General features: G+C 59.4%; 23 protein-coding genes and 1 pseudogene. 12 read left to right on the forward strand and 12 right to left on the reverse strand.

All coding sequences use genetic code 11. The features are described 5' to 3' along the window. Nucleotides 1–96: 96 nt before the first annotated feature. Entirely contained in the window at nt 97–324 is a 228-nt protein-coding gene (locus C380_RS24885) for a hypothetical protein (RefSeq protein ID WP_148279921.1), read from the reverse strand. A gap of 290 nt (nt 325–614) precedes the next feature. Between C380_RS24885 and C380_RS06060 the strand changes: the two genes are divergently transcribed. Together C380_RS06060 and C380_RS06065 are read left to right on the forward strand one after the other, a co-directional pair. Beyond that, a complete protein-coding gene (locus tag C380_RS06060; RefSeq protein WP_015012979.1) occupies nt 615–986 on the forward strand; it encodes a hypothetical protein in 372 nt (123 codons plus the stop codon). A gap of 95 nt (nt 987–1081) precedes the next feature. Then, entirely contained in the window at nt 1082–1609 is a 528-nt protein-coding gene (locus tag C380_RS06065) for a DUF4148 domain-containing protein (protein WP_015012980.1), read from the forward strand. 131 nt (nt 1610–1740) lie between these two features. Here C380_RS06065 and C380_RS06070 read toward each other — a convergent pair whose 3' ends face one another. The 4 genes from C380_RS06070 to C380_RS06085 all read right to left on the reverse strand — a co-directional run bounded on the left by C380_RS06070 (nt 1741) and on the right by C380_RS06085 (nt 5635). After that, nucleotides 1741–2049 carry a flagellar hook-basal body complex protein FliE gene (locus C380_RS06070; protein ID WP_015012981.1) on the reverse strand — a complete coding sequence of 103 codons (309 nt, stop codon included), beginning with the start codon at nt 2047–2049 and terminating at the stop codon, nt 1741–1743. A gap of 241 nt (nt 2050–2290) precedes the next feature. Next, nucleotides 2291–3553: a hypothetical protein gene (locus C380_RS06075; RefSeq protein ID WP_015012982.1), complete on the reverse strand. Its 1263-nt coding sequence runs from the start codon at nt 3551–3553 to the stop codon at nt 2291–2293. Next, the gene (locus tag C380_RS06080; RefSeq protein ID WP_015012983.1) at nt 3546–4952 is read right to left on the reverse strand and encodes a heavy metal sensor histidine kinase; all 1407 of its coding nucleotides are present in this window, start codon (nt 4950–4952) and stop codon (nt 3546–3548) included. The genes C380_RS06075 and C380_RS06080 overlap by 8 nt, the downstream gene beginning before the upstream one ends. Beyond that, nucleotides 4949–5635, reverse strand: a complete 687-nt coding sequence (locus C380_RS06085; protein ID WP_015012984.1) for a heavy metal response regulator transcription factor — start codon at nt 5633–5635, stop codon at nt 4949–4951. Before C380_RS06085 ends, C380_RS06080 begins: the two co-directional genes overlap by 4 nt. A 228-nt stretch (nt 5636–5863) precedes the next feature. Between C380_RS06085 and C380_RS06090 the strand changes: the two genes are divergently transcribed. The 9 genes and pseudogenes from C380_RS06090 to C380_RS25810 all read left to right on the forward strand — a co-directional run bounded on the left by C380_RS06090 (nt 5864) and on the right by C380_RS25810 (nt 13784). Continuing rightward, a complete protein-coding gene (locus C380_RS06090) occupies nt 5864–6097 on the forward strand; it encodes a hypothetical protein (RefSeq protein WP_233247170.1) in 234 nt (77 codons plus the stop codon). Continuing rightward, nucleotides 6094–7527, forward strand: a complete 1434-nt coding sequence (locus C380_RS06095) for a TolC family protein (RefSeq protein WP_015012918.1) — start codon at nt 6094–6096, stop codon at nt 7525–7527. Before C380_RS06090 ends, C380_RS06095 begins: the two co-directional genes overlap by 4 nt. Before the next feature lie 19 nt (nt 7528–7546). Next, nucleotides 7547–8959: a multicopper oxidase family protein gene (locus tag C380_RS06100; protein ID WP_015012917.1), complete on the forward strand. Its 1413-nt coding sequence runs from the start codon at nt 7547–7549 to the stop codon at nt 8957–8959. 39 nt (nt 8960–8998) lie between these two features. Then, nucleotides 8999–9538: a plastocyanin/azurin family copper-binding protein gene (locus C380_RS06105; protein WP_015012985.1), complete on the forward strand. Its 540-nt coding sequence runs from the start codon at nt 8999–9001 to the stop codon at nt 9536–9538. 104 nt (nt 9539–9642) lie between these two features. Next, nucleotides 9643–10068, forward strand: coding sequence for a copper-binding protein (locus C380_RS25805; protein WP_015012986.1), 426 nt, complete (start codon nt 9643–9645; stop codon nt 10066–10068). Nucleotides 10069–10145: 77 nt separating this feature from the next. Further along, a complete protein-coding gene (locus tag C380_RS06115; RefSeq protein WP_015012987.1) occupies nt 10146–11957 on the forward strand; it encodes a copper resistance system multicopper oxidase in 1812 nt (603 codons plus the stop codon). 8 nt (nt 11958–11965) lie between these two features. Further along, entirely contained in the window at nt 11966–12670 is a 705-nt protein-coding gene (locus C380_RS06120; protein ID WP_015012988.1) for a copper resistance protein B, read from the forward strand. 117 nt (nt 12671–12787) lie between these two features. After that, nucleotides 12788–13154, forward strand: a pseudogene (locus C380_RS06125) (transposase); the annotation flags it as partial. A gap of 384 nt (nt 13155–13538) precedes the next feature. Beyond that, nucleotides 13539–13784, forward strand: coding sequence for a DUF4158 domain-containing protein (locus tag C380_RS25810; protein ID WP_168162349.1), 246 nt, complete (start codon nt 13539–13541; stop codon nt 13782–13784). A 54-nt stretch (nt 13785–13838) separates the two neighbouring features. Here C380_RS25810 and C380_RS24320 read toward each other — a convergent pair. Then, nucleotides 13839–15196, reverse strand: a protein-coding gene (locus tag C380_RS24320) for an IS3 family transposase (RefSeq protein ID WP_085944658.1) whose coding sequence is annotated in 2 segments (ribosomal slippage) — nt 13839–14719 and nt 14719–15196 — 1359 coding nt in all. Because the reading frame shifts where the segments join, the coding sequence is not laid out codon by codon here. 382 nt (nt 15197–15578) lie between these two features. On the opposite strand from C380_RS24320, the gene C380_RS06140 reads away from it, so the two are divergent. After that, the gene (locus C380_RS06140) at nt 15579–15839 is read left to right on the forward strand and encodes a hypothetical protein (protein WP_051022495.1); all 261 of its coding nucleotides are present in this window, start codon (nt 15579–15581) and stop codon (nt 15837–15839) included. Nucleotides 15840–15855: 16 nt separating this feature from the next. Here the strand turns inward: C380_RS06140 and C380_RS06145 are convergent, their stop codons facing one another. From C380_RS06145 to C380_RS06165, 6 genes are all read right to left on the reverse strand, one after another. Continuing rightward, nucleotides 15856–16227 (reverse strand): hypothetical protein, encoded by a 372-nt coding sequence (locus tag C380_RS06145; protein ID WP_015012992.1) that lies wholly within the window; start codon nt 16225–16227, stop codon nt 15856–15858. Between the two features lie 42 nt (nt 16228–16269). Continuing rightward, nucleotides 16270–17325, reverse strand: coding sequence for a DMT family transporter (locus C380_RS06150; RefSeq protein WP_015012993.1), 1056 nt, complete (start codon nt 17323–17325; stop codon nt 16270–16272). Between the two features lie 5 nt (nt 17326–17330). Continuing rightward, nucleotides 17331–17726: a hypothetical protein gene (locus C380_RS06155; RefSeq protein WP_015012994.1), complete on the reverse strand. Its 396-nt coding sequence runs from the start codon at nt 17724–17726 to the stop codon at nt 17331–17333. 796 nt (nt 17727–18522) lie between these two features. Beyond that, a complete protein-coding gene (locus tag C380_RS06160) occupies nt 18523–18879 on the reverse strand; it encodes a hypothetical protein (RefSeq protein WP_043565197.1) in 357 nt (118 codons plus the stop codon). 230 nt (nt 18880–19109) lie between these two features. Continuing rightward, nucleotides 19110–19487 carry a MarR family winged helix-turn-helix transcriptional regulator gene (locus C380_RS24330; RefSeq protein WP_238544075.1) on the reverse strand — a complete coding sequence of 126 codons (378 nt, stop codon included), beginning with the start codon at nt 19485–19487 and terminating at the stop codon, nt 19110–19112. Between the two features lie 140 nt (nt 19488–19627). After that, nucleotides 19628–22078 carry a heavy metal translocating P-type ATPase gene (locus C380_RS06165; protein WP_015012996.1) on the reverse strand — a complete coding sequence of 817 codons (2451 nt, stop codon included), beginning with the start codon at nt 22076–22078 and terminating at the stop codon, nt 19628–19630. Between the last annotated feature and the right edge of the window lie 70 nt (nt 22079–22148).

Here is a 22148-nt window from a genome sequence, read left to right on the forward strand (position 1 = left end):
TTGCTCGTACAGTTGAGTTGCTGAGGCAACGACCGCGCAGCGCACTACGTTCATCGATGAAGAGCGTGATCAATGCAACATAAGCGTACGGCAAAATCATCTTGATGAAGATGTAGGGACATCGACAATCGTGCCAACAGCCACCGATTGCAAGTACGCCCGATCAAGCGTTCCCTGGCAGTTGGTGTCTTTGCGTGCAAGTTCTTCAAGCGCACACAGCACGAGATCGGCTACAGCGAGTTCCCGCTGCCCGCGCGCTTGCTCAAAAACGCGCAAAAGTGCGTAGCTGAGCTGTCGACGGGTATCAGCAATCTTGTAGGTCATAGCATCACCTCCATGCGTCGCTTTTGCCTAAACTGGCAGCTTGGGCCTTGTCCCTGTGTGAATGTCAAGAAGAGTGCAGGCCCTTAGGAAATCGCCTTCGAGCGAAGGTCCATCCTTCGCTCATGCGCTCTTCAGAGCATGCCAGCAACCCCCATGCGGCCTGTGGCTTTCAAAATCGTAATCGGAAGGTCACCGCTTCGTAGGGGTGCGGCTTCTAGACTTCTGTACATGGCGCAGAAATCGCCACCTGGATGAACCATATCGGGCATCCGGCGCCACAGGAGACCATCATGAAAGTTCGTACCGCAATCCTCGTCGCCAGCCTTGCCGGGTCCACTACTGCGTCCTTCGCCACTTCCGTTTACCACGCAAGCCCCAGCCAGGAGGAAGGCGTGAGCCTGGCCGCCGACCATCTGGGCAATGCGGTGAGCCGCCAAGCGGTTGAAAGCACCGTGCTGGCCGCTCAGAAGGACGGCACGCTGTACTGGATCAGCCGTGGCTATCCCGGTACCTATCCACTTGTCCCGGGCCCCAAGCTGACCAAGACCCGCCAGCAAGTCCTCGATGAGTTGCAGTCAGCCAAGCGCAACCCCGTCGGTCGTGACGGTGTGCGGGATATGGGCGGCGAAGCTGGCTGGGTCGATGCCCGCCAACTGCCCTGAACCCTCTCAACGATCACCGGCAACCGCGTGCCCTCCCAAACCGGCCTGCGGTTGCACCTGAACCATTGCCATTTACCCAAAAAGGAAATCCCATCATGAAACTGAAGTCCACCCTCATCGTCCTTTCCCTCATCGCCGCCCCTGCATTTGCTTCGGACCAAGTGGTCAGTAAGACGCGCGAGCAAGTCCGTGCTGAATTGGCGCAGGCTCAGCAGAGCGGCGACATGCTCGCCTCTGGCGAATCGGGTCTTACGCTCAAGCAGATCAATCCTGGCGCCTATCCTGTGGCTACTTCGACTCAGGTCGGCAAATCCCGGGAGCAAGTGCGGGACGAGCTGGAGCAGGCTATCCGTACAGGCGACATCATGGTCGCCGGTGAATTCGGCGTCAAACGCAATGAACTGATGTCAGGCCGCTATCCCATCGTGACAGGCAAATCGCTGAAGACACGTGACCAAGTCAAGAGCGAGCTGGCACGTGCCATCCGCGAAGGCGAAGTCGTCGCTGTGGGCGAAGACGGCCGCAAGCTCAACGAAATCTATCCGGACCGCTATCACGCAGCGCAGCATGCGGCCATGGCCACCACCTCGGACGAATCCTCCAAGGCGCCACGGTTGCAGTGAGTTTTCCCAGGGGGTCAGCGGCTTAGCTGGAGGAGCCTTTTTCAAAAGGGCCACCTCCAGCTTGAATGCAAAGCGTGCCCACGGCCCCGACAGCAGGTGCGCACGACCGTTGTCTTACAACTCGCTCAAGATCAGACCTGCATGTTCATCACATCGGTGTAGGCCTGGACAATTCGATTGCGGCTTTGCAAGGTCGCCTGGAACGCAATATTCGACTTGACTCCAGCGAGCATGGTCCCTTCCAAGCTGACCGTGGGGTTGCCCAGTGTGACCTCTCGACTCAGCCGACCCGATTCACCTTGCAATTGGCTTGTGATTGTCAGCGCCTGCTTCATGGCGTCTAGAAAACCGCCCCCTTGGATGCTCGGTGCTGTGGACACAGAGTTTCCCAACAAACCGACTGGCGACAGACCATCCAATGGCTTGGTAGTGACGTTCATGTCGAGGACCTCATGGTTGGACGAAGAATTTGCGAAGTGCCGCCTTGGAGATCTCTACCAAGGTGATGGTCCATAGTAGTTACTGGCGCCAGACCTGGATCGTTTTTGGGCGCAGGGTTTCAGCCGCTAGTCCCTCCGTTCGGGATAACAGGAAATTCATCTTGCCGACATCGCCGAGAATCGAACCCGAGGCTCAAGGAGCGAAACCCAGGCGAACCGCACCATGCAAAAAAACCGGGTCTCACAGCTGCTGCGAAATCTCCAGCAACGGCTTGATGCTGGACCCAAAGCGGCTCATGGAGGCATGGTTCTGCTCCAGCTGGCTGTAAGGCAAGTACCGGATTCCCAGCTCCGACACCCTGGAGAAGGCAGGCCTTTGAAGTTGCTCAGCGACCTTGTCTCTGCGATTGTCTGGAGCCACAAGAAACAATGCACAGTTGACTGCAACCGACGTGCCCAAGGCCAGGTCGAGCATTCGCACGATCCCCGAATAGATGGACGTGGTGTGCTCGACTTCAAATGCGGCCGCGACCTGCGATGTCTGAGTATCAATCCATACGACATCAATGAGTCGAATCGACTCCAGTCCCCTGTCCACGCTGGCAGGCAACTGCGCCAGACATCCGTCTCCCAAAAGGCCGCTGCCGTAGGAGCGACCCCGGTCGTTGGACGCTATCCAGACATCAAACCCGAGAGACTTGCCCAGATCGCGCAATGAAGCCTGAATACCCGTGTGGGTCGCATCGCTTTCGGTCGCCTGGGACATCTCCCGTTGCGATGCGGTGGATTCCAGCCGCACACGTTCAAGGTCTTCTTGCCAGAGTGTCGCCGTCGCCGCATCCATTGCTTGTGGCGGCGCTGCATATCGGCCACTGCCAATGTCAAACATGAGTCCCGCAATCGCACCGAGATCATTCGATAGTTTCAGCCGGTACTGCGCGTTCAAGCGCAGCAAGCCCTCCCGCATAGAGAGATAGTGGTCCCAACGTCCGAGCTTCACGCGCCCGCCAGTCACTGCGTTGAAACCATTGACAATGGCAGTGTTAAAGGGAGAGAGCAGCGTTGGGTGGATGAAATACAGCAAGTTGGCGACTGCTGGGCCCAAGCCTTTGATGCCGATTGCATCGATGCGCTGTATGGCGGCAACGACGTCTTCTGCGCAATCGCAGTGATCGCAGGTGTGAAGAAGGTCTGCAAAGGCGCGCTGATTGCTTGCGTTCTCGTAGATGTCCGGAATGCGCAGCTTGGGTTTCCAGAGGAACGCGTGGTCCGCACCCTTGAAGATCTGGCGCTGCTCCGCCACGGAGCCAACGATTGTCTCTAACGAGGATCCTCGGTAGGCGTTGCCAAACGTTCCCGCCCGGATGTCCTCCACCACTTGCGCAATGCCTCGGCGAATAGAGCGGAAGTTTTTGATCCGCTGATCCCACAAGAACCAGGTGTTGTAGGTGCTGCTGGGATCTGCCTTCCAGCAGTCAATGAGGGTGGCCAGGGGGTCATGCATCTGTTGTGAGGCGCTTGCCAATGTTCTGAGCACTGGGGAAATACATCGAAAAGCAGGTCATGCCATCGACCGAACTCACTGACATGCTGCCGCCGTGCGCGTGAACGATGGCCTGGGTGATAGAAAGGCCAAGGCCCGCTCCATCTGAGTCCAGTTGCTTTCGCGATTTGTCGGCCCGGAAAAACCGGTCAAAGAGGCGGGGGATCATTTGCTCGTCGATGGGAGGGCCGGCGTTCAGGACGTTTACCGTAGTTCCGTGGGCATTGCCCATAACGTCGATGACCACGCGCTCACCAGCGGGCGTGTAGCGAATCGCATTGGACAAAAGATTGCTCAGGGCTCGACGGAGCATCAATCGATCACCCCAAACCTCTGCCTGCCCAACGAGCTCCAGCCGCACCTGCTTTTCTTCGGCCAGCGCCTCATAGAAGTCATACAGGGCTCGCGTTTCATCGTGAACCGCGATTTTCTCGGTGCTGGGAAGGATGAGTCCGTGATCGGCCTTCGCCAGGAACAACATGTCCGCAACCATGCGCGCCAGTCGCTGGTACTCCTCCGCGTTGGACGCGAGGATGTTACGGTACTCGTGCGGGGAGCGTGCCTGGCTGAGGGTGACCTGTGTCTGCGTCATCAGGTTGTTGATCGGCGTACGCAACTCGTGGGCCAGATCCGAAGAAAACTCGGACAAGCGATCAAACTCCTCTTTCAAGCGCCGGAGCATCTCGTTGAGGGTTGTAGCCAAGTCTGCCATCTCCACCGGAAACTCCTGAGTTGGCATCCGATCGTCCAGCCGCTGCGCCGTGATCGCCATCGCGCGAGACCGCATTGTCCGAAGGGGCGCCAAGCCATTCTTTGCAGCCCACCAGCCCAGGATCCCAGCCACCAGCGTTGCCAATGCCACGTAACCCACGAGCACCCGAATCAGGCCTTGCATGAAATGCTTGTGGTGTGCGATGTCCAACGCGACCCAAATCTGGAGCGGTGCTTGAGAGGCGCCCGGCATCGATACGGATTCGGACATCCCTCGGTACTCGCGGTCATTGGTCTGCCAGGATGCGACCCCCAAGCGGGCTTTCTGGGTTTGGGCGATGAGGTCCTGTGGAAACTGGAAACCCGTGGTCGCGTAAAGCGGGTCCTTGTCACGGAAAACGCTGACAAAAAGGCCCTCGTGGCTGTGCAAAACGTCGTCCAGCCGAATTTTGAGGTCCTGCGGTGACGTGGATTTTCCTATCACCTCACGTGTGAGGTGAATTTTGTCGCGCAGAGCATCGCGGTCGAGTTCCACAAAATGCCGGTCAATGGAAATGGCAACAAGTGTCCCCAGGCCAACAAGCACGAGCCCGGAAGCCAGCGTAAAAAAGACTGTCAGTCGTGTCGTGAGCGAGTACCGAGCTATCACACATTCTCCTGGGGTGCCTCAAGCACATAACCCATGCCTCGCACCGTCTGAATCAGCTTGGCGTCATAGGCATCGTCAATCTTGGCCCGAAGCCTGCGCATCGCCACCTCAATCACGTTGGAATCGCTGTCGAAATTCATATCCCACACCTGCGACGCGATCAGAGAGCGCGGCAGAACTTCCCCTTGGCGGCGCATCAGCAGCTCCAGGAGTCCGAACTCCTTGGCCGTGAGGTCGATGCGTTTGCCAGATCTGCTGACTCGCCGCCGCAAGAGGTCTAGTTCTAGATCGGCCACCTGGAGGACCGTCACCTCGGTGCCATTGCGACCACGCCTGAGGATGGTGCGCGCTCGCGCCAATAGCTCGGCAAAGGAAAACGGTTTGACCAGGTAGTCGTCCGCCCCCAGTTCCAACCCTTTGATCCGGTCTTGCACCTGATCCTTGGCCGTGAGAAACAGTACGGGCATCTCCAGGCCCCGGCGACGCAGATTGGTGAGCACCTGCCAGCCATCCATCCCAGGAAGCATCACATCCAGGATCACCAGGTCGTAGTCACCTTCCTGGGCCAGATGCAGGCCATCGACTCCGTTGTGAACCAGATCGGCGTTGAACCCTGCCTCACGCAAGCCTTGGCGCAGGTATTCGCCGGTTTTGATTTCATCCTCGACGATCAATATCTTCACGGGATCTCCCTGTCTGCGAATGACGGCAAGTGTGCCTGCAGATCGCGGGCTTTCTTTCAGATGACAAAGATGTAATTAAGCCGTTATGTCGGCGGAAGCCTTGGGATCACACAATGCGTTGCATCAAGAACGCATGGTGAACCTATGAAAATTTCCTGGCTTTCACGACCTATATCAACCCCCTGGCTGGCCGCCGCGCTAATAGCGCCGTCCCTGGCTCTGGCTCAGATGCCAGAGGGCGAATCCGCCAAGGTGGACTATCAGCTTTCGTACCGATCAGCCCTCTCGGGCTACGAAGCCTACAAAGAGCAATCCGTCCAGCCCTGGAAAGCGGCCAATGACAAGGTGGGCGAGATCGGAGGCTGGCGCACCTATGCCAAGGAAATTCGCCAGACGGCACCCACAACCGGCCAGGACCAACCCGCGCAGGGCCATGACGCACACCACGGGGGCAAACAATGAACCGCCCCTTGCACACGCCCCGCGCCAAACTCGTGATCGCCGTGGCCGCAGTGGCGGTCTTGTCTGGTTGCGCCAGCGTGAATCTGGAGCAGAACCTCACCAGCGCCAATACAGCCGCAAGCGGTTTCACGGACGGCCAGCTTACCTTGGCCCGGGACCAGAGCGAGCGGGACGCCTTGCGCCAGCGCGCTTCGGATCTGCTGGCCAAGCCGCTCAGTCAGAAGGATGCCGTTCAACTCGCACTCGTCAATAGCCCATCCCTGCAGGCCATCGTGGCTCAAAACTGGGCGGACGCTTCCACGGCAGCCCAGTCCGGCCGCATCGCCAACCCCATTCTGAGCCTGGAGCGCGTTCGCCTGGGCAGCGAGACGGAGATCGGCCGCATCCTGTCCTTCGGCCTGCTTGACCTGCTGACCTTGCCGACACGCAAAGGCATCGCCGAGCAGCGCATCAAGCAGACCCAGTTGCGCCTGAGCAGCGACGTAGTGGACCAAGTCACGCAGGTACGTCAGGCCTGGGTCCGGGCTGTCGCCGCGCAACAGACACTGGCATACACCCAACAGGTCGTCGCAAGTGCTCAAGCCAGCGCTGAGTTGGCCAAGCGCATGCAGGCAGTGGGCAATTTCAACAAGCTCGATCGTGTGCGCCAGCAAGCGTTCTACGCCGACACTGCGACCCAGCTGGCCAGTGCGCAGCACCAGGTCACGGCAGCCCGTGAGGAGCTGGTGCGGCTGCTAGGCCTGGACGATAGCCAAGCCCAACAGCTCAAGTTGCCTGAACGCCTTCCCACACTGCCCAAGGAGCCGCTGTCCCCATCGGACGCTGGCCGCCAAGCGTCTAAGGGGCGGCTGGATCTGCAGATCGCGAAGGCTGACTACGACGCAGCCGCACGCGCGCAAGGCTGGAACACGATCACGACCTTCACGGACATCGAGTTGGGCGTGCGGCGCGACTCAGTCTTTGATGCCGCCGAGAACACCCACTCCACGCGGCGCGGCTTCGAGATCAGCTTGCAGTTACCCATCTTCGATTGGGGTGGAATGCGGCGCGACGCCATGAATGCGCAGACCCTGGCTGCGGCCAACCGCCTGGAAGCAACCGCACGCGCGGCGGGTTCGAACCTTAGGGAGAGCTACTCCGCGTACCGCACTGCATATGACATCGCGCGTCACCACCGCGACGAGGTGATTCCCCTGCGAAAAACCATCTCCGAAGAAAACCAGCTTCGCTACAACGGGATGCTGATCAGCGTTTTCGAGTTGCTTGCCGACTCCCGCGACCAGGTGAACTCGGTGATGGCGGCCCTGAACGCCGAACAGCAGTTCTGGCTGGCGGACGCCGCCCTTCAGGCCTCTCTCATCGGCAAGCCCACCAGCGCTGGCGTCTCGGGCGGTGGCGCAGCCGCTGCCGAAGCCGGTGCAGGCCACTGATCCCCTCAAGGAAACCAACATGAATTCAAGAAGAGATTTTTTCCGGTTTGCTGGCATTGCCGGAGGGGCCGTGGCCGCAGCGAGTGTGAGCCGCGTGGCAATGGCCGCACTGCCAGAACCCGTGTACCAGACAAGCGCAGACACCATGGCGCCGCTGGTGCCCAACTCCGGGCGCCCCTACAACCCGGTGGTCACGCTCAACGGCTGGACGCTGCCCTGGCGCATGAACCAGGGGGTCAAGGAGTTCCACCTGGTGGCAGAACCCGTTGTGCGCGAAATGGCCCCTGGCTTCAAGGCCCACCTGTGGGGATACAACGGCCAGAGTCCTGGTCCCACCATTGAAGTGGTGGAAGGCGACCGCGTTCGCATTTTTGTGACCAACAAGCTGCCCGAGCACACCAGCATCCACTGGCATGGACAGCGTTTGCCCAATGGCATGGACGGTGTGGCGGGATTGAACCAGCCCGCAATCCAGTCGGGCAAGACCTTCGTCTACGAATTCGTGGCGCGCCGTCCAGGTACCTTCATGTACCACCCGCACGCCGATGAGATGACCCAGATGGCCATGGGCATGATGGGCTTTTGGATCACGCATCCAAAGACCAAGCATCCGCTGATTGATGAAGTGAATCGAGACTTTTGCTTCCTGCTCAGTGCCTACGACATTGAGCCCGGGGCCGCTACGCCGAAGGTCGCGGAAATGCTGAATTTCAATTTATGGACTTGGAACAGCCGCATCTTTCCTGGCATCGATTCCTTGAACGTCCGGCTCAACGACAAGGTGCGCATTCGCATCGGCAACCTCACCATGACCAACCACCCCATGCATTTGCACGGTCATGAGTTTTTGGTCACCGGCACGGATGGCGGTCCCACACCAAAGAGCACGCGTCTCTATGAAGTGACCACCGACGTGGCAGTGGGCCAGATGCGCCAGATCGAGTTCCTCGCGGACGAAGAAGGCGACTGGGCGTTCCACTGCCACAAGAGCCACCACACCATGAATGCAATGGGTCACGACATTCCCACCATGATTGGAGTGGACCATCGCGGCGTCGCCAAGAAGATCAACAACCTGATCCCCGACTACATGGTCATGGGCGAACGGGGCATGGCAGACATGACCGAGATGGAGATGCCCATCCCGGACAACACCATTCCCATGATGACGGGGGAAGGCCCGTTCGGGTCGGTCGAAATGGGCGGGATGTTCAGCGTCGTCAAAGTACGCCGCGACCAGAAGCCGGGCGACTACAAAAATCCGGGTTGGTACAAGAACCCAGAGGGCACGGTGGCGTACGAGTACACCGGGCCGATGGCTGAACCGGCCCGCTTCAAGGCCGAGGGTGGGCAGTCCATGCCTCGCAAAGAGAAATCCAGCTCAGACACCGTCGTCAAGGTCAAAAAGCCGTCTTCGCACAGCGGCCACTGATCGCTACGTTCCACATCACATCCAGAACCCAAGGCAACTATGAAACGCACTCTCACCCTGATCGCAGCCTCCGCCCTGGTGGCTCTGTCCTTCAACAGCTTTGCAGGTGGTACTCATAGCGGTGGTCACGGCCACGCAAGCGAGGAGTCAGCCATTGGTCAACCCGGTAAGGCTGCCAAGGTGACCCGCACAATCAACGTGGACATGGCTGACACCATGCGCTTCACGCCGGCAGCGATCTCCGTCAAGCAGGGCGAAACCATCAAGTTCGTGATCAAGAACAGTGGCCAGGTAAAGCACGAGTTCAGCCTGGGCACTGAGGCCGAGCTCAAGGAGCACTACGAGACCATGAAGAAGTTCCCCGAGATGGAGCATGACGAGCCCAGCAAGATCTCCCTCGCCCCAGGCAAACAGGGCGAAATCATCTGGCAATTCACCAAAGCCGGGGATGTGAATTTTGCATGCCTGTACCCAGGCCACTACGACGCTGGCATGAAGGGCCTGGTGACCGTCGCCGGAACAGCCGCGGCCGCTGGTGCCGCGCCCAAAGCCGGTGCCGCAGCAGCCCACAAGCATTGATGGCAGCGCATTCACATGCAGCGTCTCTTTAGGTTTATCCAACCTGATTGACGCCATTTCGATAGAAATCCCAACCTTCCTACTTTACTGAAATCGAGCACATTATGAAAACCAAAAATTCCTTCGCTGTTCTTGGCGCTATCGCACTGGCAGCGGCTTTCGCAACCAATGTCTATGCCCAAACCGCAATGAGCAAGGACAGTATGCCGGGCATGGATATGCCGGGCATGAAGATGGCACCCAAGGACAAGGGCGGCATGGCGGGTATGAACATGCCTGGCATGGCCATGGACAAGTCGGCAGCGGCTACCGCGACAGATGGTGAGGTTCGCAAGATTGACAAGGAAAACCAGAAAATCACCTTGAAGCATGGTGACATCAAAAATCTCGATATGCCTGGCATGACTATGGTTTTCAAGGTCAAGGACGCAGCCTTGTTGGACAAGGTCCAAGTTGGTAGCAAGGTCAGGTTCAATGCCGAAAAATCGGACGGCGCGATAGTCGTGACCAGCATGGAAATTGCCCAGTAAGCGGGGGTAGAGCAACGCCGCCACGGGCGGCGCTGCCTTTACCTAGTCACTTTTGAACGAAAAAGAATGAGATCAACATGGATGAACTGAAACGCAAATCGCTGCAGTCGCTGCTCGGCCTGGGCGCCGTTGGAGCGCTGACACCCGCATGGGCACAGCTGCGCGCTGTTGAGATTGGCGCGTTACCCGTCAACCGCGCCTATGATTTGAAGATCGCTGAGACGGTGCTCAATATCACTGGCAAGCCTTCCATGGGTATCACCATCAACGGCACCATGCCGGGGCCTGTGCTGCGTTTCCGTGAGGGCGACGAAGTCGTTATTCGTGTGACCAATCAGCTTCGTGAAATCACCGGCGTTCACTGGCATGGCTTACTGGTACCCAACAGCGAGGATGGCGTGCCAGGCGTTACCTTTCCGGGCATTCAGCCGGGCGAAACCTTCACCTATCGCTTCAAGCTGCGCCAGTCGGGGACGTACTGGTATCACAGCCATGCGGCTCTGCAGGAAGCTGCGGGCTATTTCGCCCCCATCGTCATCGACCCGATCAAGCCCGATCCGTTCAAGTACGACCGTGAATACATTGTGATGCTTTCGGACTGGAACGACACGCCACCGCAGCAGGTTCTAGCGAACCTGAAGAAGGTTGATGGTTTCTACAACTACCGGCGAATCACGACGCCACAATTCCTTGCCCAGTTGCGCAATGCGCCCGACAAGAAGGCGCGTGATTCCATCTGGAACGATCGCATGGAATGGGCCAAGATGCGCATGGACCCGACCGACTACAGCGATGGCGGTGACGAGTGGACTTTCCTGATGGCAGGCAAAAAGCCAGCCGAGAACTGGACCGCGCTTTTCAAGCCTGGCGAACGCGTGCGCTTGCGCTTCATCAACGCCTCGCCGATGAATATGTTTGATGTCCGAATTCCAGGCCTGCCGATGACTGTGGTGCAGGCCGACGGTCAGAACGTGAGCCCTGTCGATGTCGATGAATTCCGCATCGGCAACGGCGAAACCTACGACGTGATTGTGCAACCGAAGGAAGCCAAGGCCTACAGTATTTTCGTGCCCACTATCGCACGCATCGGCTACGCTTTGGGAACATTAGCACCGGAACTTGGCATGAGTGCCCCCGTGCCGGACATGGGACCGAAGCCCGTGCGGACTATGGCCGACATGGGCATGGCGGGCATGGACATGAGCGGCTCGGCCAATACCTCGGGCGCGGCAGATGCTTCAGGCATGGCCGGAATGCCCGGCATGGATATGGGTAAACTGGCGGCCCCTTCGCCAGGCGCGTCTATGACCATGCCTTCCACGCCTGCCGACAACGCCATGGCCGACATGCCCGGCATGGCATCGTCGGGTAAGCCCGCGTCTGCTGCAATGTCGGCGGATTCGATGGCGGGTATGCCCGGGATGTCGAACCAGACGGCAGGAGCCCCGATCACTGCCCCGGTGGATGCGGACGGCCAGCGCCGACTGAAATACGCGCTGCTGCGCGCTGCCACCCGCAACGCCGACAACCGTGCGCCGGAAAGAGAGCTTTTGGTACGGTTAACCGGTGACATGACGCGTTATTTCTGGTCGATGAACGACAAGAAACTTTCCAATGCCAAGCCCCTCAAAATAGGGCTTGGGGAGAGGGTACGCATCAAGATGGTCAACGAAACCATGATGGAGCACCCGATGCACTTGCACGGTGTATTCATGGAGCTGGTCAATGGCAATGGCGTATTCGGCCCGCGCAAACACACCATCATCGTGCCACCGGCACAAACAGTGGAGCTAGATGTTACCTACGAAGATGAAGGCACTTGGGCCTTCCACTGCCATCTTTTTTACCACGCAGCGACCGGCATGATGCGCCTCGTTGAAGTAGCTTAAACCTTGCCATGACGAACAACTATCTCAAACAATTAGCGTCCCTGCGCTGGCTCGCCGCCGCAGCGCTGGGCTTGTCCGCCCTGTCTGCACAGGCCATGGAAGACGAATCGATTTATTCCTACACCAAGATAGAAGCCGGAACCGGCAAGATACGCGGCCAAGCGGGCTCAAGCCAGTCACTCAGTGTGGACGGCTGGATCGGTGGCGACTTCAACCGCCTGTGGTACCAATTTGACGGAGAACGCGCGGGTGGTCGAATCGAGGCTGCGGAACTGCAACTGCTCTACGGCCGCTACATTGCCCCATTTTGGGACGCACAAGTGGGCCTCCGTCACGACGCGAGACCGGGTAAGCGCAATTACCTCACCTTGGGCGTGCGCGGTCTCGCGCCCTATGCCTTTGACGTGGACCTCAAACTGTTCGTTCGCGACGATGGCAAGGTGTCTGCTCGCACGCGGTTTGAGAACGACTTTTTGCTCACAAACCGTTTCGTCGCACGCCCGTACGTTAATGTGGAGTGGTCGGCCTCGAACGTCGATGCAACCGTGCGCAGGGGTCTCTACCAGGCCGATTTCGGGCTTCAGGCGCGTTACGAATTCAACCGCCAGTTCGCGCCATATGTCGATGTTTCCCGTACCTTCTATCCGCGCGCACAATCGGGCGGTCCGCGCCCCGCAACTACGGTTCGTGCCGGCTTACGTGTGATTTTCTAAACCTCCGAAGGAATGGCCCCGCTGCGATCTAGGATGCCGCATGTCTTACGATGCCTGGAGCAGCAAACGCTTTTGCGGCTTCAGCTTCAGTCAAATCGCTCAGCGATGATGGCATCCTCAATCCCCGACGAAACCACCATCCTGAACTTTGCCAGCTGCTCGAAGCCAACTATCTGGCAGAGGACATTCTGAAGCTCGTCAACGCGACCTAGCCAAAAAGGGCCTGCTCCTCAGACGCGGCAGCATCGTGGACGCCACCATTATTGCCGCGCCCAGCTCGACCAAGAACAGAAGCGGCGAGCGCGACCCCGAGATGCATCAGACCAAAAAGGGCAACCAGTGGCACTTCGGCATGAAGGCGCTCATTGCGGTCGATGCAGACTCCGGGCTGGTGCACACGGGAACGATCACGGCCGCCAACAAGGCAGATGTCGAGCAGATCACCGACCTGCTGCACGTCAAGGAAGAGCAAGTCTGGACTGATTTCGCCCATGCGGTGACGCTGTTTGCGCTGTCCAACCTGTGGATGGCCAGGCATCAGTTGATAAAGAGATGGGCGTGGTGCGCCCGAAAGTAGCCTGAGGGCAGCGAACAAGACGCAAATCGCCTCGAAGAGAAGCGTTTCGTGCATTTCGCTGTGTCTGGCGTGCCTCCTCAATCGTTGAACGCAGCTTCTAATAGCAGCTATTCAGACCATCCCTAGGACAAGTCCAGTATCGCTCGTGAAGAGGGGTGATCTCACTTTCCGTGCAGAAAACCCGGTTAAGAGCTACGGGTTAACCCGCACCTTTTTATTGTCTGGAATTATCAGTAGCGAATACGTAGACTGCAGCAGGCTTGCGACCGCGCCAGCCATGGGAGGACCAGCTTGTCTAGCTACTACCTACGTTTCGTTGGCGCCGATACCCTGCCCAAATCGCTATCTAAGCGGGAAGTCGAAGAGTGCTTTGGGCTGAGCATTGAAGACATCCAGGAGCTGCGCCCGCCCCGGTTCAGAGGGACTGCACGCCTTGGCGCTGCAGTCCAACTGGTCATGCTGCGCGCCACCGGGCGGCACCCCGATGCCTTTTCAGGCCTCCCCTCCGTTTTGCTGCGGTACCTGACCTCAGCGTGAACCGCCCCGGGTTTGAACTGACCCCCAGAAGTTGGACGGTTACCTTGCCGCCAATCAGTCGCTGTTTCTCAGCCGGTATCCCACCGGGCTGAGTCCGCTCAATCTGAGCTTGATGCGCTCATGGTTGTAGTAGTGAATGTAATCATGCACGCCCGCTTCGAGCGTATCAAGGCTGTCGGGCGCAGCAAGCCGGAAGTACTCGGCCTTGAGGGTGCCGAAGAAGCTCTCAATTGCCGCATTGTCAAAGCAGTTGCCCTTTCGGCTCATGCTTTGCTTGACTCCCCGTTGCACAAGCATCGCTCGATAGGGCTGCATCTTGTAGTGCCAACCTTGGTCCGAGTGGACGATCAGTTCCCCCGTGCAAGCGGTCCGTGCCAGCGCTGCCTCGAGCATGCTGGAAACCATCTCGAAGACCGGACGCCTTGCCATGCGGTACGCGACGATCTCGCCGTTGTAGAGGTCCATGCAAGCTGACAGGTAGAGCTTGTGGCCATTCACATTGAATTCGGTGACATCGGTTGCCCACTTCTGGTTTGGTGCGGTCGCACGGAAGTCGCGCTGTAGAACGTTCGGCACGTGCGCATCGCTGACGCCTAGAACATGCCGGGATCGCTTCTTCACCCGAATCAACGCGCGCAGCCCCATCTTGCGCATCAGACGCTGCACGCACTTGTGGTTGATCGGTTCCAACACAGCATTGCATAGCGCGGCCGTGATCCGTCTGTAGCCATAGCGTCCTTTATGCTCGTCATAGACAGTACGAATCCTGGCCTCCAAGGCGCATTGCTGGTCGGCGCGCTGGCTCGCTTGGCATTGGTAGTAGAACGTGCTGCGTGGCAGGCCTGCGACCTGCAACAGGTATGCCAATTTATGGTGATGCCTCAACCCGGCAATCAGACGCGCTTTGTCGGCGCAGCTGATCTCTTCGACCGAATCAAGGCCTGCAATTTTTTTAGGTACGCGACCTCGGCGCGCAGTCGTTCGTTCTCTTCTCGTAGGGTTTGCGTTGCGTCGGCGGCAACCTTGTCCGACGGCGCTGCGCAGCGGCCTTCCAGCTTCATCTTGGGACGCTCTTCTTTCTCGTTCTCAATAGCTTGCAGGCGGCCTTGATCGAGATTGCGTCGCCAGACCACTACTTGGTTGGGATTGCGGATGTCATAGATCGCCGCGACCTGGCGGCTGGAGAGCTGTTCGCGATCCTGATGGGACAGCACTTGCAGTTTGAACTGCGCACTGTACGTGCTGCGCTTGGGGCGCAGCCCGTCAATGCCGTGCAGGCGGTAGTGGCTCACCCAAGTGCGGATCTTCTCCTCAGGCACAGACCATTGGCGCGCCAGCAGCTTTGCCCCACCGTCCCCAGCCATAAAACTCTTGACCACTTTGAGCTTGAACTCTGTCTGATACTTCTTCATGAAACCCCTTGAAGTTTGTCCAACTTCTGGGGGTCAGTTCATACCCGGGGCGGTTCACATCTGGTGCGTGGGGGTGAGCGTGGGTCATAGGCTCATGGGTGTGCTCGTGACCATGGCTTTCCGCCAAACGCAGCACCACTCCCGCCAGCATCACAACTCCGCCCAGCAGCATCAACAATCCCGCAGCACGCTCCCAGAATACTGCTAGGCAGAGGCGCACAACTGGCCTCCAAGCATGGTGGCATGACGGCGGGCACTTTCGCGGTGCCCCCGCTGCTTTAGCGGGGGGCTGTGCGTATATTTTCTGGGCGGGATACTGGCGCCCATGGCCTTCGCAGCGCCCCCTGAAACGAAGCTAAACACGGCGCAGATCCGTTAAGCGGTGGGCGGGCACCATGTCACCGACGGACGCCATTGGGGGCGTGACTACTTCCTGGATGTCCGCCTAGAGCGTTCAGAAAACGGCCGCACACGCGCCGGACGCTGGAGCACGCAGAACAACCAACTCTGCCTGCTGCTGCCCGAGGTCAGCAAGGTCTCGCCCGTCTGCTTTGACGTGGTGCGCGTGGGGGAGGAATTGCAGTATCGCGATGCGGGCAGTGTGGTGTACGCAGGCACGGTCAGAAAGAGTCCGTCTCGTTGAGGCTCCTCGTCAGTCTCTACGGCGTTTGCCCCGCCTTGGCCCCACGCGGGGCCTTCGGCACTATTGGAGGTTGGTCACACTTCCACGCGTTGAAGTAAACCTCGTCGCCCACTGCTATACCAGTGCCCGGGTCCACTTTGGCGAAGTGCCCGCGCGCTCGGGTCACTTGCCTTTGGATGAATGCAAAGCGGTCATTGGGGCGAATCTCCATTCCCTGGCAGCGAGGGCTACCTGTCTGCAAGAATTCTTCTGCGGTGACCAGTTTGGTGACCTTGCCGATTCTCCAGCCTTCGGACACAGCGTATTGGTTTTCATAGACTGGGGTGCTACAGCCTGAAAGCACCAGCAAAGCCAGCGCAGCAGCAATCGACAGCATCGAGTTTTGCATCGTCAAAGCTCCTTTGCCTCAGTCTTGGGACATCTGGTCTGGTCAATGCCTGTGCTGGTGGTGAACATCCGGCGCATGGGGATGGGCGTGGGTGACCGGCTCATGGAAGTGCACATGGCTGTGGCTCCCCGTGGGCATCACGTCATGAACGTGCGAATGGTGTCCATCGTCATGACGGTGGGCGTGCTCATGCTCCATCGGCTCGTGCGTATGTTCATGCCCGTGGCTCTCGGCCAAATGCAGCAGCACCCCCGCAAGCATCAGAAGACCACCGAGCAGCATCAGCCACCCCGCAGACCGTTCACCGAAGCCGAACGCTACAGCCGCACCGATGAAAGGTGCAAAGGCGAACACGGAGCCAGTCCGCGCCGCCCCAAAAGCCCGCTGCGCCAGAAGGTAGAACCGAAGACTCAAGCCATACCCTGTGGCCCCCACGGCAAAGAGCCCTAGAGCTGCCGTCAGGGGTGGCAAAGGCTCTCCCCACGCAATGGCAAGACATGCTGTCGCAGCAGCACCCAGCGAGGCCTTCGCCATCACCACCTGGCCGGGATCGCGTTCGGCCAGTCCCCGGGACAGCGTGTTGTCCACGCCCCAGGCCACCGTCGCCAGTAGCACCGCAAGCAGACCGAGCAGCTGCGTGCCGCCCTGCAGGCCCTGGTCCATGACCAAAGCCATGCCACCGGCCAGCAAAAGAAGCATGGCAGCCCACACACGGCGGTCCATGGTCTCGCTATACAACCACCACGCCAGAGTGGCTGTGAACAGCGCTTCCAGCGTGAGCATGAGCGACGCGCTGGCACCGCTTGTGTGTTGCAGCCCCCAGGACAGGGCGACAGGACCTAGGGCAGCGCCAAACCCCGCCATGCCGATGAGGCGCCAGGCGTCGGATCTTTGCAACCTTGCCTCGTGAGCAGCGGTCCGCAGGGACAAGGCACCAACGACAGCCGCCCCTGCATACAGCAGCGCAGCCGACGTGAACGCACCCAGCCCAGCACCCAGCCGCTGAACCAGCGGGGTGCTGATGCCAAACAAAGCTGCGGCCAGCAAGGCCAGCAGACCTCCTTGCAGTGCAGGCAAGGACAGAGAGCCGCGCGCCACGGGCCCTACTTCACCGTGAATCGAACAGTGACGGTCTTTTTGCTGTTGGTCGTGATCAGCGCAACCACCTTCGTCCCCTTGACCAACTTCACGCCCTTGGCCTCCAGCTTGTTTGCGCCAGCTGGTTTCAGGGACACTTCGGACTTTTCTGCACCGTTGAGCACCGTCAGTTTGCCGTCGAACCGCGAGGCATCCGAATCTTTGCCGTGGTCCTGGATGTAGATCTCCGCGCCTTCGGCAGTGGCAACCAGCTCAAACGACAAGTCCGCGGCGGTCTGCACAACCCCACCGTGCATGGGGGCGGCAGAACCATGGGCCATTGCCGTAGGAGCGAAGAGTGCAGATGCGGCCAGCATCAAAGCACCCCCAGTCAGATGGGAGAGTTTGGTCTTGATGGTCATTGCGTTTCGTTTGGATGAGAAATTGCGTAATACGGCGCGCTTGGGCAGGCGGCGCACTAATGCCTACGGGAAAGGGTGAGAGTTAAATGGTCGGCGCAGCGTTCAATAGGCCTCCTGGGCCGCAGTGGCTCCCGTGGGTGCCTGGGTATCTCCTGAAGAGATCGCACTTGGGCATCAGCCAGGTCGGCCTCGGTCCTGGAGGCTGCAATGCCCCAGGCAGCTTCTCGCACCAGGCCCGCGAAATGTAGGCGCCCCGCTTGGACGGCAGCTCGGGAGAGTTCTACGTCGGCATCAACGGCGGCGCCGCGTGCATTGCGCTGTCCGGGCAACCACAACGGCCAGACAAGACCGGCCTCGGATTCCCGCCGTCCAGCCGAGGCTTGCCAGCGGTCGTCACGGTAGGACAACTCCAGTGCAGGGGGCGCCGCCCACGGGCTTGAGATAGCCACCCGTTCAGCAGCAGCCCGCTGGGTCTGCCCTTCGGCTTCTCTCGCCTGTGTGGCTCGCTGCCATGCGCCCTCCACGGCTTGCGCAAGCGCTGGGCTCGCGGTTGATACCGTGGCTGAGTGTGATGGGGGGATGTTGGCTTGCGCAAAGGCTGCGCCAACGAGGGCGCAGCTGAAAGCACAGCCAGCGGCGCAACGCACCGCAAGCCTGGAAATGACAAAACTCACGTGATTCCTGACCGATCAAGGCAGTGGTCCAGGATCGTTGACGCATCAGCGCCTGATCGAAAGGACTACCGCACCGATGAACAACCACGCTTTCGTGAAGAAGGCGTGGCGCTAAAGGTGGATCAGGAAATCAGTCGGGGAGGTCGTCGTAAACCGTCCAGATAGGGGGACGGGCTGACGGTTTCAGCGTTTACAGCCGGTGTGGGCGAGCGGTCAGCAGGAAGCGACAGCTCCGGAAAATGGAAAAGTGCTGCCGTCCCTAGACCTGCTTCCGCAAGCATGTGCTGGACCGACTCCTGGGAATTGTCCTGGTGCATCACACCATCTTCGTCATGGTGGTGCGCAGCACCTTCCAAATGCATCTCAGCGTGCTCCACATGAAACCCTCCCTCGTGGTCGTACGCAACCACCTGACGGGCCGTTGCGAAGGCCTGGCAGAAAAAGGAGAGCAACAGGATGACTGCGAGCAGTCGGCGCATGAAATGGGCAGACACTTGAGAAGTGGTCGCATGATAGCCGCAGACTCCCTTCAACCACATAAATCACTTTTTTAGGTCTACCCAGCAACAACAGGCAAATAACGAGAATTCTTCGCACAAGGGAACTGTACCGGAGCAGTATCGATACCGATGACATTAGTGAACACTGGAGTCAATGCTACGCTGATTGATTCGCTCAGTGCTCCAATGCGCGGGCCGTAGCCAGTGGACTAGTCTTGTTTCATTGCCTTTAATAAAACGAAAAGAGATTTCTCGACAGCGACACGGTCCCCATCACTCAGGTGGGCAAGCAAATGCTCTGCGTGGTTATCCAGGGCAGCGTTCCAAGCATTGACTGACTGCAAACCTTCGTCGGTGAGCGTGACCAGCCACTTCCGGGAATCGGCGGCATTGTTCACCTTGACGACTAGACCATGGCCCGCCAAAGCTTCCACGGAACGGGAAACCCAGCTTTTTTCACGCCTGAATCGGACGCCGAGTTCAGACAATGCAAGCGGACCGGAGCGTGCCAGTTCGGCCAGCAGATTGCATTGGCTGTTGGTAGTGGTGTTGCATTGAATCACCACACTCTGCGCTTGTGTGAACAAGCGAACAACCTCGCGAAGAAGTCTTCCCGAATCAGCAGTTCTCATTTTGGTACTTATTGCAACGACTAGCCCAGGAGTTATTGGGCTGCCAACTTCTTTGCTCCAGCGACGTAGCTGCCGACCATAGAGTGCGAAATCGCTTAATGCGAGTGTGCATGTTTCACTGGTTTTGCACTCACCTTCTTATAGGTTGGATCAACTCGCGTCCCCCGAAGCAGGCGCAGCCCATTACCCACCACCAGCAAGCTCGCTCCCATGTCCGCGAAGACGGCCATCCACATCGTTGCGGTGCCTACCACCGCCATGACCAAGAACACGCTCTTGATACCCAAGGCCAGGGTGATGTTTTGCCAGAGCACGGCATGGGTACGTTTGGACAGACGCACTGTCTCTGCGACGCGTTGCAGGTCATCGTTCATGATGACCACATCCGCCGCTTCCATGGCAGTGTCGGTTCCCGCTCCCCCCATGGCAAAGCCAATGTCGGCCTGCGCCAGTGCCGGCGCATCGTTGATCCCATCGCCGGTCATGCCAGTGGTGCCATAGCGCTTTTGCATTTCCTTGATCGCGTCGAGCTTGGCTTCAGGAAGCAGATCGCCGCGTGCATCATCAATACCGGCCTGCGCAGCGATGGCTTTTGCCGTCGCTGTGTTGTCGCCAGTCAGCATCACGGATGTCACACCCAAAGCCTTGAGATCGACGATGGCCTGTTTGGATGTTTCTCGGATGGTGTCTGCTACCGCGAACAACGCCAGGACGCGCGATTCGTCCGCCAGGAGGGTGACCGTGCGGCCTTGTTTTTCATGGGTGGCCAGCTCCGCCTCCAGCTCCGGACCGCACAGTCCTAGCTCATGTATCAGTCGGTGATTGCCCAGCATCAAGCGCACACCATTGACCATGCCTTCGACGCCGCGCCCAGGCAAGGCCTTGAAGCTTTCTGCTTCTGGACCCTTTACATCCAAGCCCTGGACAATCGCCTTGGAAACCGGGTGGTCGGAACGAGCCGCCAGGCTGGCAGCCATCTGCTGGACTGCTGCCTCGTCACCGGCACCCCACACCTTCCACTTCACCAGCTTGGGTTTGCCTTCGGTGATGGTGCCGGTCTTGTCCAGCGCCACCGCCTTCAGAAGCCGGGCATCTTCCAAGTAGGTTCCGCCCTTGATCAAGATCCCACGGCGCGCTCCTGCGGCCAATCCGCTGACCACCGTGACCGGCGTGGAAATGACCAGAGCGCATGGGCAGGCGATCACCAGCAGGACCAGGGCCTTGTAGAGCGCCTCCAGCCAGGTAAGTCCCATCAGGAAAGGAGTGAGGACCGCCACCGCCACGGCAATGGCGAAGACTGCGGGGGTGTAGATGGAGGCGAACCGATCCACAAAGCGCTGCGTCGGAGCGCGCGTGCCCTGCGCCTGCTCAACGGCTTGGATGATCCTGGCCAGGGTGGTGTTGCTCGACAAGGCTGTGACCTCGAACTCCAGCTCACCAGTCTCGTTGATCGTGCCGGCGAACACCTGGTCGCCAGGTGCCTTGTCCACGGGGATGCTCTCGCCAGTCACGGGGGCCTGGTTGATGGCGCCATTGCCCTTGGTCACCTTACCGTCCAGCGGCACGCGTTCGCCCGGCTTGATGCGCACGGTCGCTCCAATGGCCACCGAGGCCACCGGTGTAGCGGTCCATGCTCCGTTGGTGCCCAGTACCAAAGCCTCTTCGGGCGCCAGTTCCAGCAAGCCCTTGATAGCGTTTCGGGCCCGGTCCACTGCCTTGGCTTCGATGAGCTCCGCAATCGCGTACAGAGCCATCACCATCGCGGCTTCTGGCCACTGACCAATGAGGAATGCGCCGGTGACGGCCACCGACATCAGCGCATTGATGTTCAGCTTGCCGCGCAGCAGCGCCGCAAGGCCTTTCTTGTAGGTGTCGATCCCGGCCAGCCAGATAGCCAGCGCGGCGATGGCCATGCCCACCACCTTCCAGGCCATCTGGTCTGGAGCAAAGAACGAGAGGACCTCAGCCCCCGTGGCGAACACCAGCGCGGCCACCAAACGGGAGATGCCGCCTGCAAAACCATGTCCATGGTCGTCGCCTTCGGCTGGTTCGCCCGCCTGTCCGCCCTCGGAGCCATTGGCGCCGGCCACTGGCTGCGGATCGAAGCCCGCTTTGCGGATGGCGTCGAGGGCCAGCGGGTAGGTGCCTTCGTCGGCATCGATCTTCAGCGTCCGCGCACCGAGCTGAAAGCCCAGAGAGCGAATCCCATCCAGAGGCTCCAGCGCCCGGCGAATCTCCGCCTCCTCGGCGCTGCAGTCCATGGTCGCAATGCGAAACACCCGGCCCTGGCTACCCTGGGTGTCTACCGCAGCGACCACCGGCTGTGGATCGAAGCCCGCCTTGCGGATGGCATCGAGCGCCAGGGGCAAGGCGCGATCCTCCGCATCGATCTTCAGCGTGCGCGCGCCGAGTTGGAAGCCCAACGAGCGGATTCCCTCCAGAGGTTCCAGCGCCCGCCGGATCTCCGACTCTTCGGCACTGCAGTCCATGGTGGCGATTCGGAACAGCTTGCCCTGGCCCGGGCGGCTTGTGGCGGCAGGGACCACTGCTGCGGAACTGGAACAGCCCGAGGAGCAGCAGGTGTCAACAGTGGTGGGAGGTATGCTTGTTTCTGAT

Source organism: Acidovorax sp. KKS102 (assembly GCF_000302535.1).
Classification (GTDB): Bacteria; Pseudomonadota; Gammaproteobacteria; order Burkholderiales; family Burkholderiaceae_C; genus Acidovorax.

What these genes read in the sequence shown, in the direction of transcription:
- C380_RS06100 (WP_015012917.1), top strand. Translation starts at nt 7,547, where the DNA reads ATGAATTCAAGAAGAGATTTTTTCCGGTTTGCTGGCATTGCCGGAGGG.
- C380_RS06095 (WP_015012918.1), top strand. Translation starts at nt 6,094, where the DNA reads ATGAACCGCCCCTTGCACACGCCCCGCGCCAAACTCGTGATCGCCGTG.
- C380_RS25805 (WP_015012986.1), top strand. Translation starts at nt 9,643, where the DNA reads ATGAAAACCAAAAATTCCTTCGCTGTTCTTGGCGCTATCGCACTGGCA.
- C380_RS06070 (WP_015012981.1), bottom strand. Translation starts at nt 2,049, where the DNA reads ATGAACGTCACTACCAAGCCATTGGATGGTCTGTCGCCAGTCGGTTTG.
- C380_RS06075 (WP_015012982.1), bottom strand. Translation starts at nt 3,553, where the DNA reads ATGCATGACCCCCTGGCCACCCTCATTGACTGCTGGAAGGCAGATCCC.
- C380_RS06155 (WP_015012994.1), bottom strand. Translation starts at nt 17,726, where the DNA reads ATGACCATCAAGACCAAACTCTCCCATCTGACTGGGGGTGCTTTGATG.
- C380_RS24885 (WP_148279921.1), bottom strand. Translation starts at nt 324, where the DNA reads ATGACCTACAAGATTGCTGATACCCGTCGACAGCTCAGCTACGCACTT.
- C380_RS06115 (WP_015012987.1), top strand. Translation starts at nt 10,146, where the DNA reads ATGGATGAACTGAAACGCAAATCGCTGCAGTCGCTGCTCGGCCTGGGC.
- C380_RS06060 (WP_015012979.1), top strand. Translation starts at nt 615, where the DNA reads ATGAAAGTTCGTACCGCAATCCTCGTCGCCAGCCTTGCCGGGTCCACT.
- C380_RS06120 (WP_015012988.1), top strand. Translation starts at nt 11,966, where the DNA reads ATGACGAACAACTATCTCAAACAATTAGCGTCCCTGCGCTGGCTCGCC.
- C380_RS06065 (WP_015012980.1), top strand. Translation starts at nt 1,082, where the DNA reads ATGAAACTGAAGTCCACCCTCATCGTCCTTTCCCTCATCGCCGCCCCT.
- C380_RS06105 (WP_015012985.1), top strand. Translation starts at nt 8,999, where the DNA reads ATGAAACGCACTCTCACCCTGATCGCAGCCTCCGCCCTGGTGGCTCTG.
- C380_RS06160 (WP_043565197.1), bottom strand. Translation starts at nt 18,879, where the DNA reads ATGCGCCGACTGCTCGCAGTCATCCTGTTGCTCTCCTTTTTCTGCCAG.
- C380_RS06145 (WP_015012992.1), bottom strand. Translation starts at nt 16,227, where the DNA reads ATGCAAAACTCGATGCTGTCGATTGCTGCTGCGCTGGCTTTGCTGGTG.
- C380_RS06090 (WP_233247170.1), top strand. Translation starts at nt 5,864, where the DNA reads ATGCCAGAGGGCGAATCCGCCAAGGTGGACTATCAGCTTTCGTACCGA.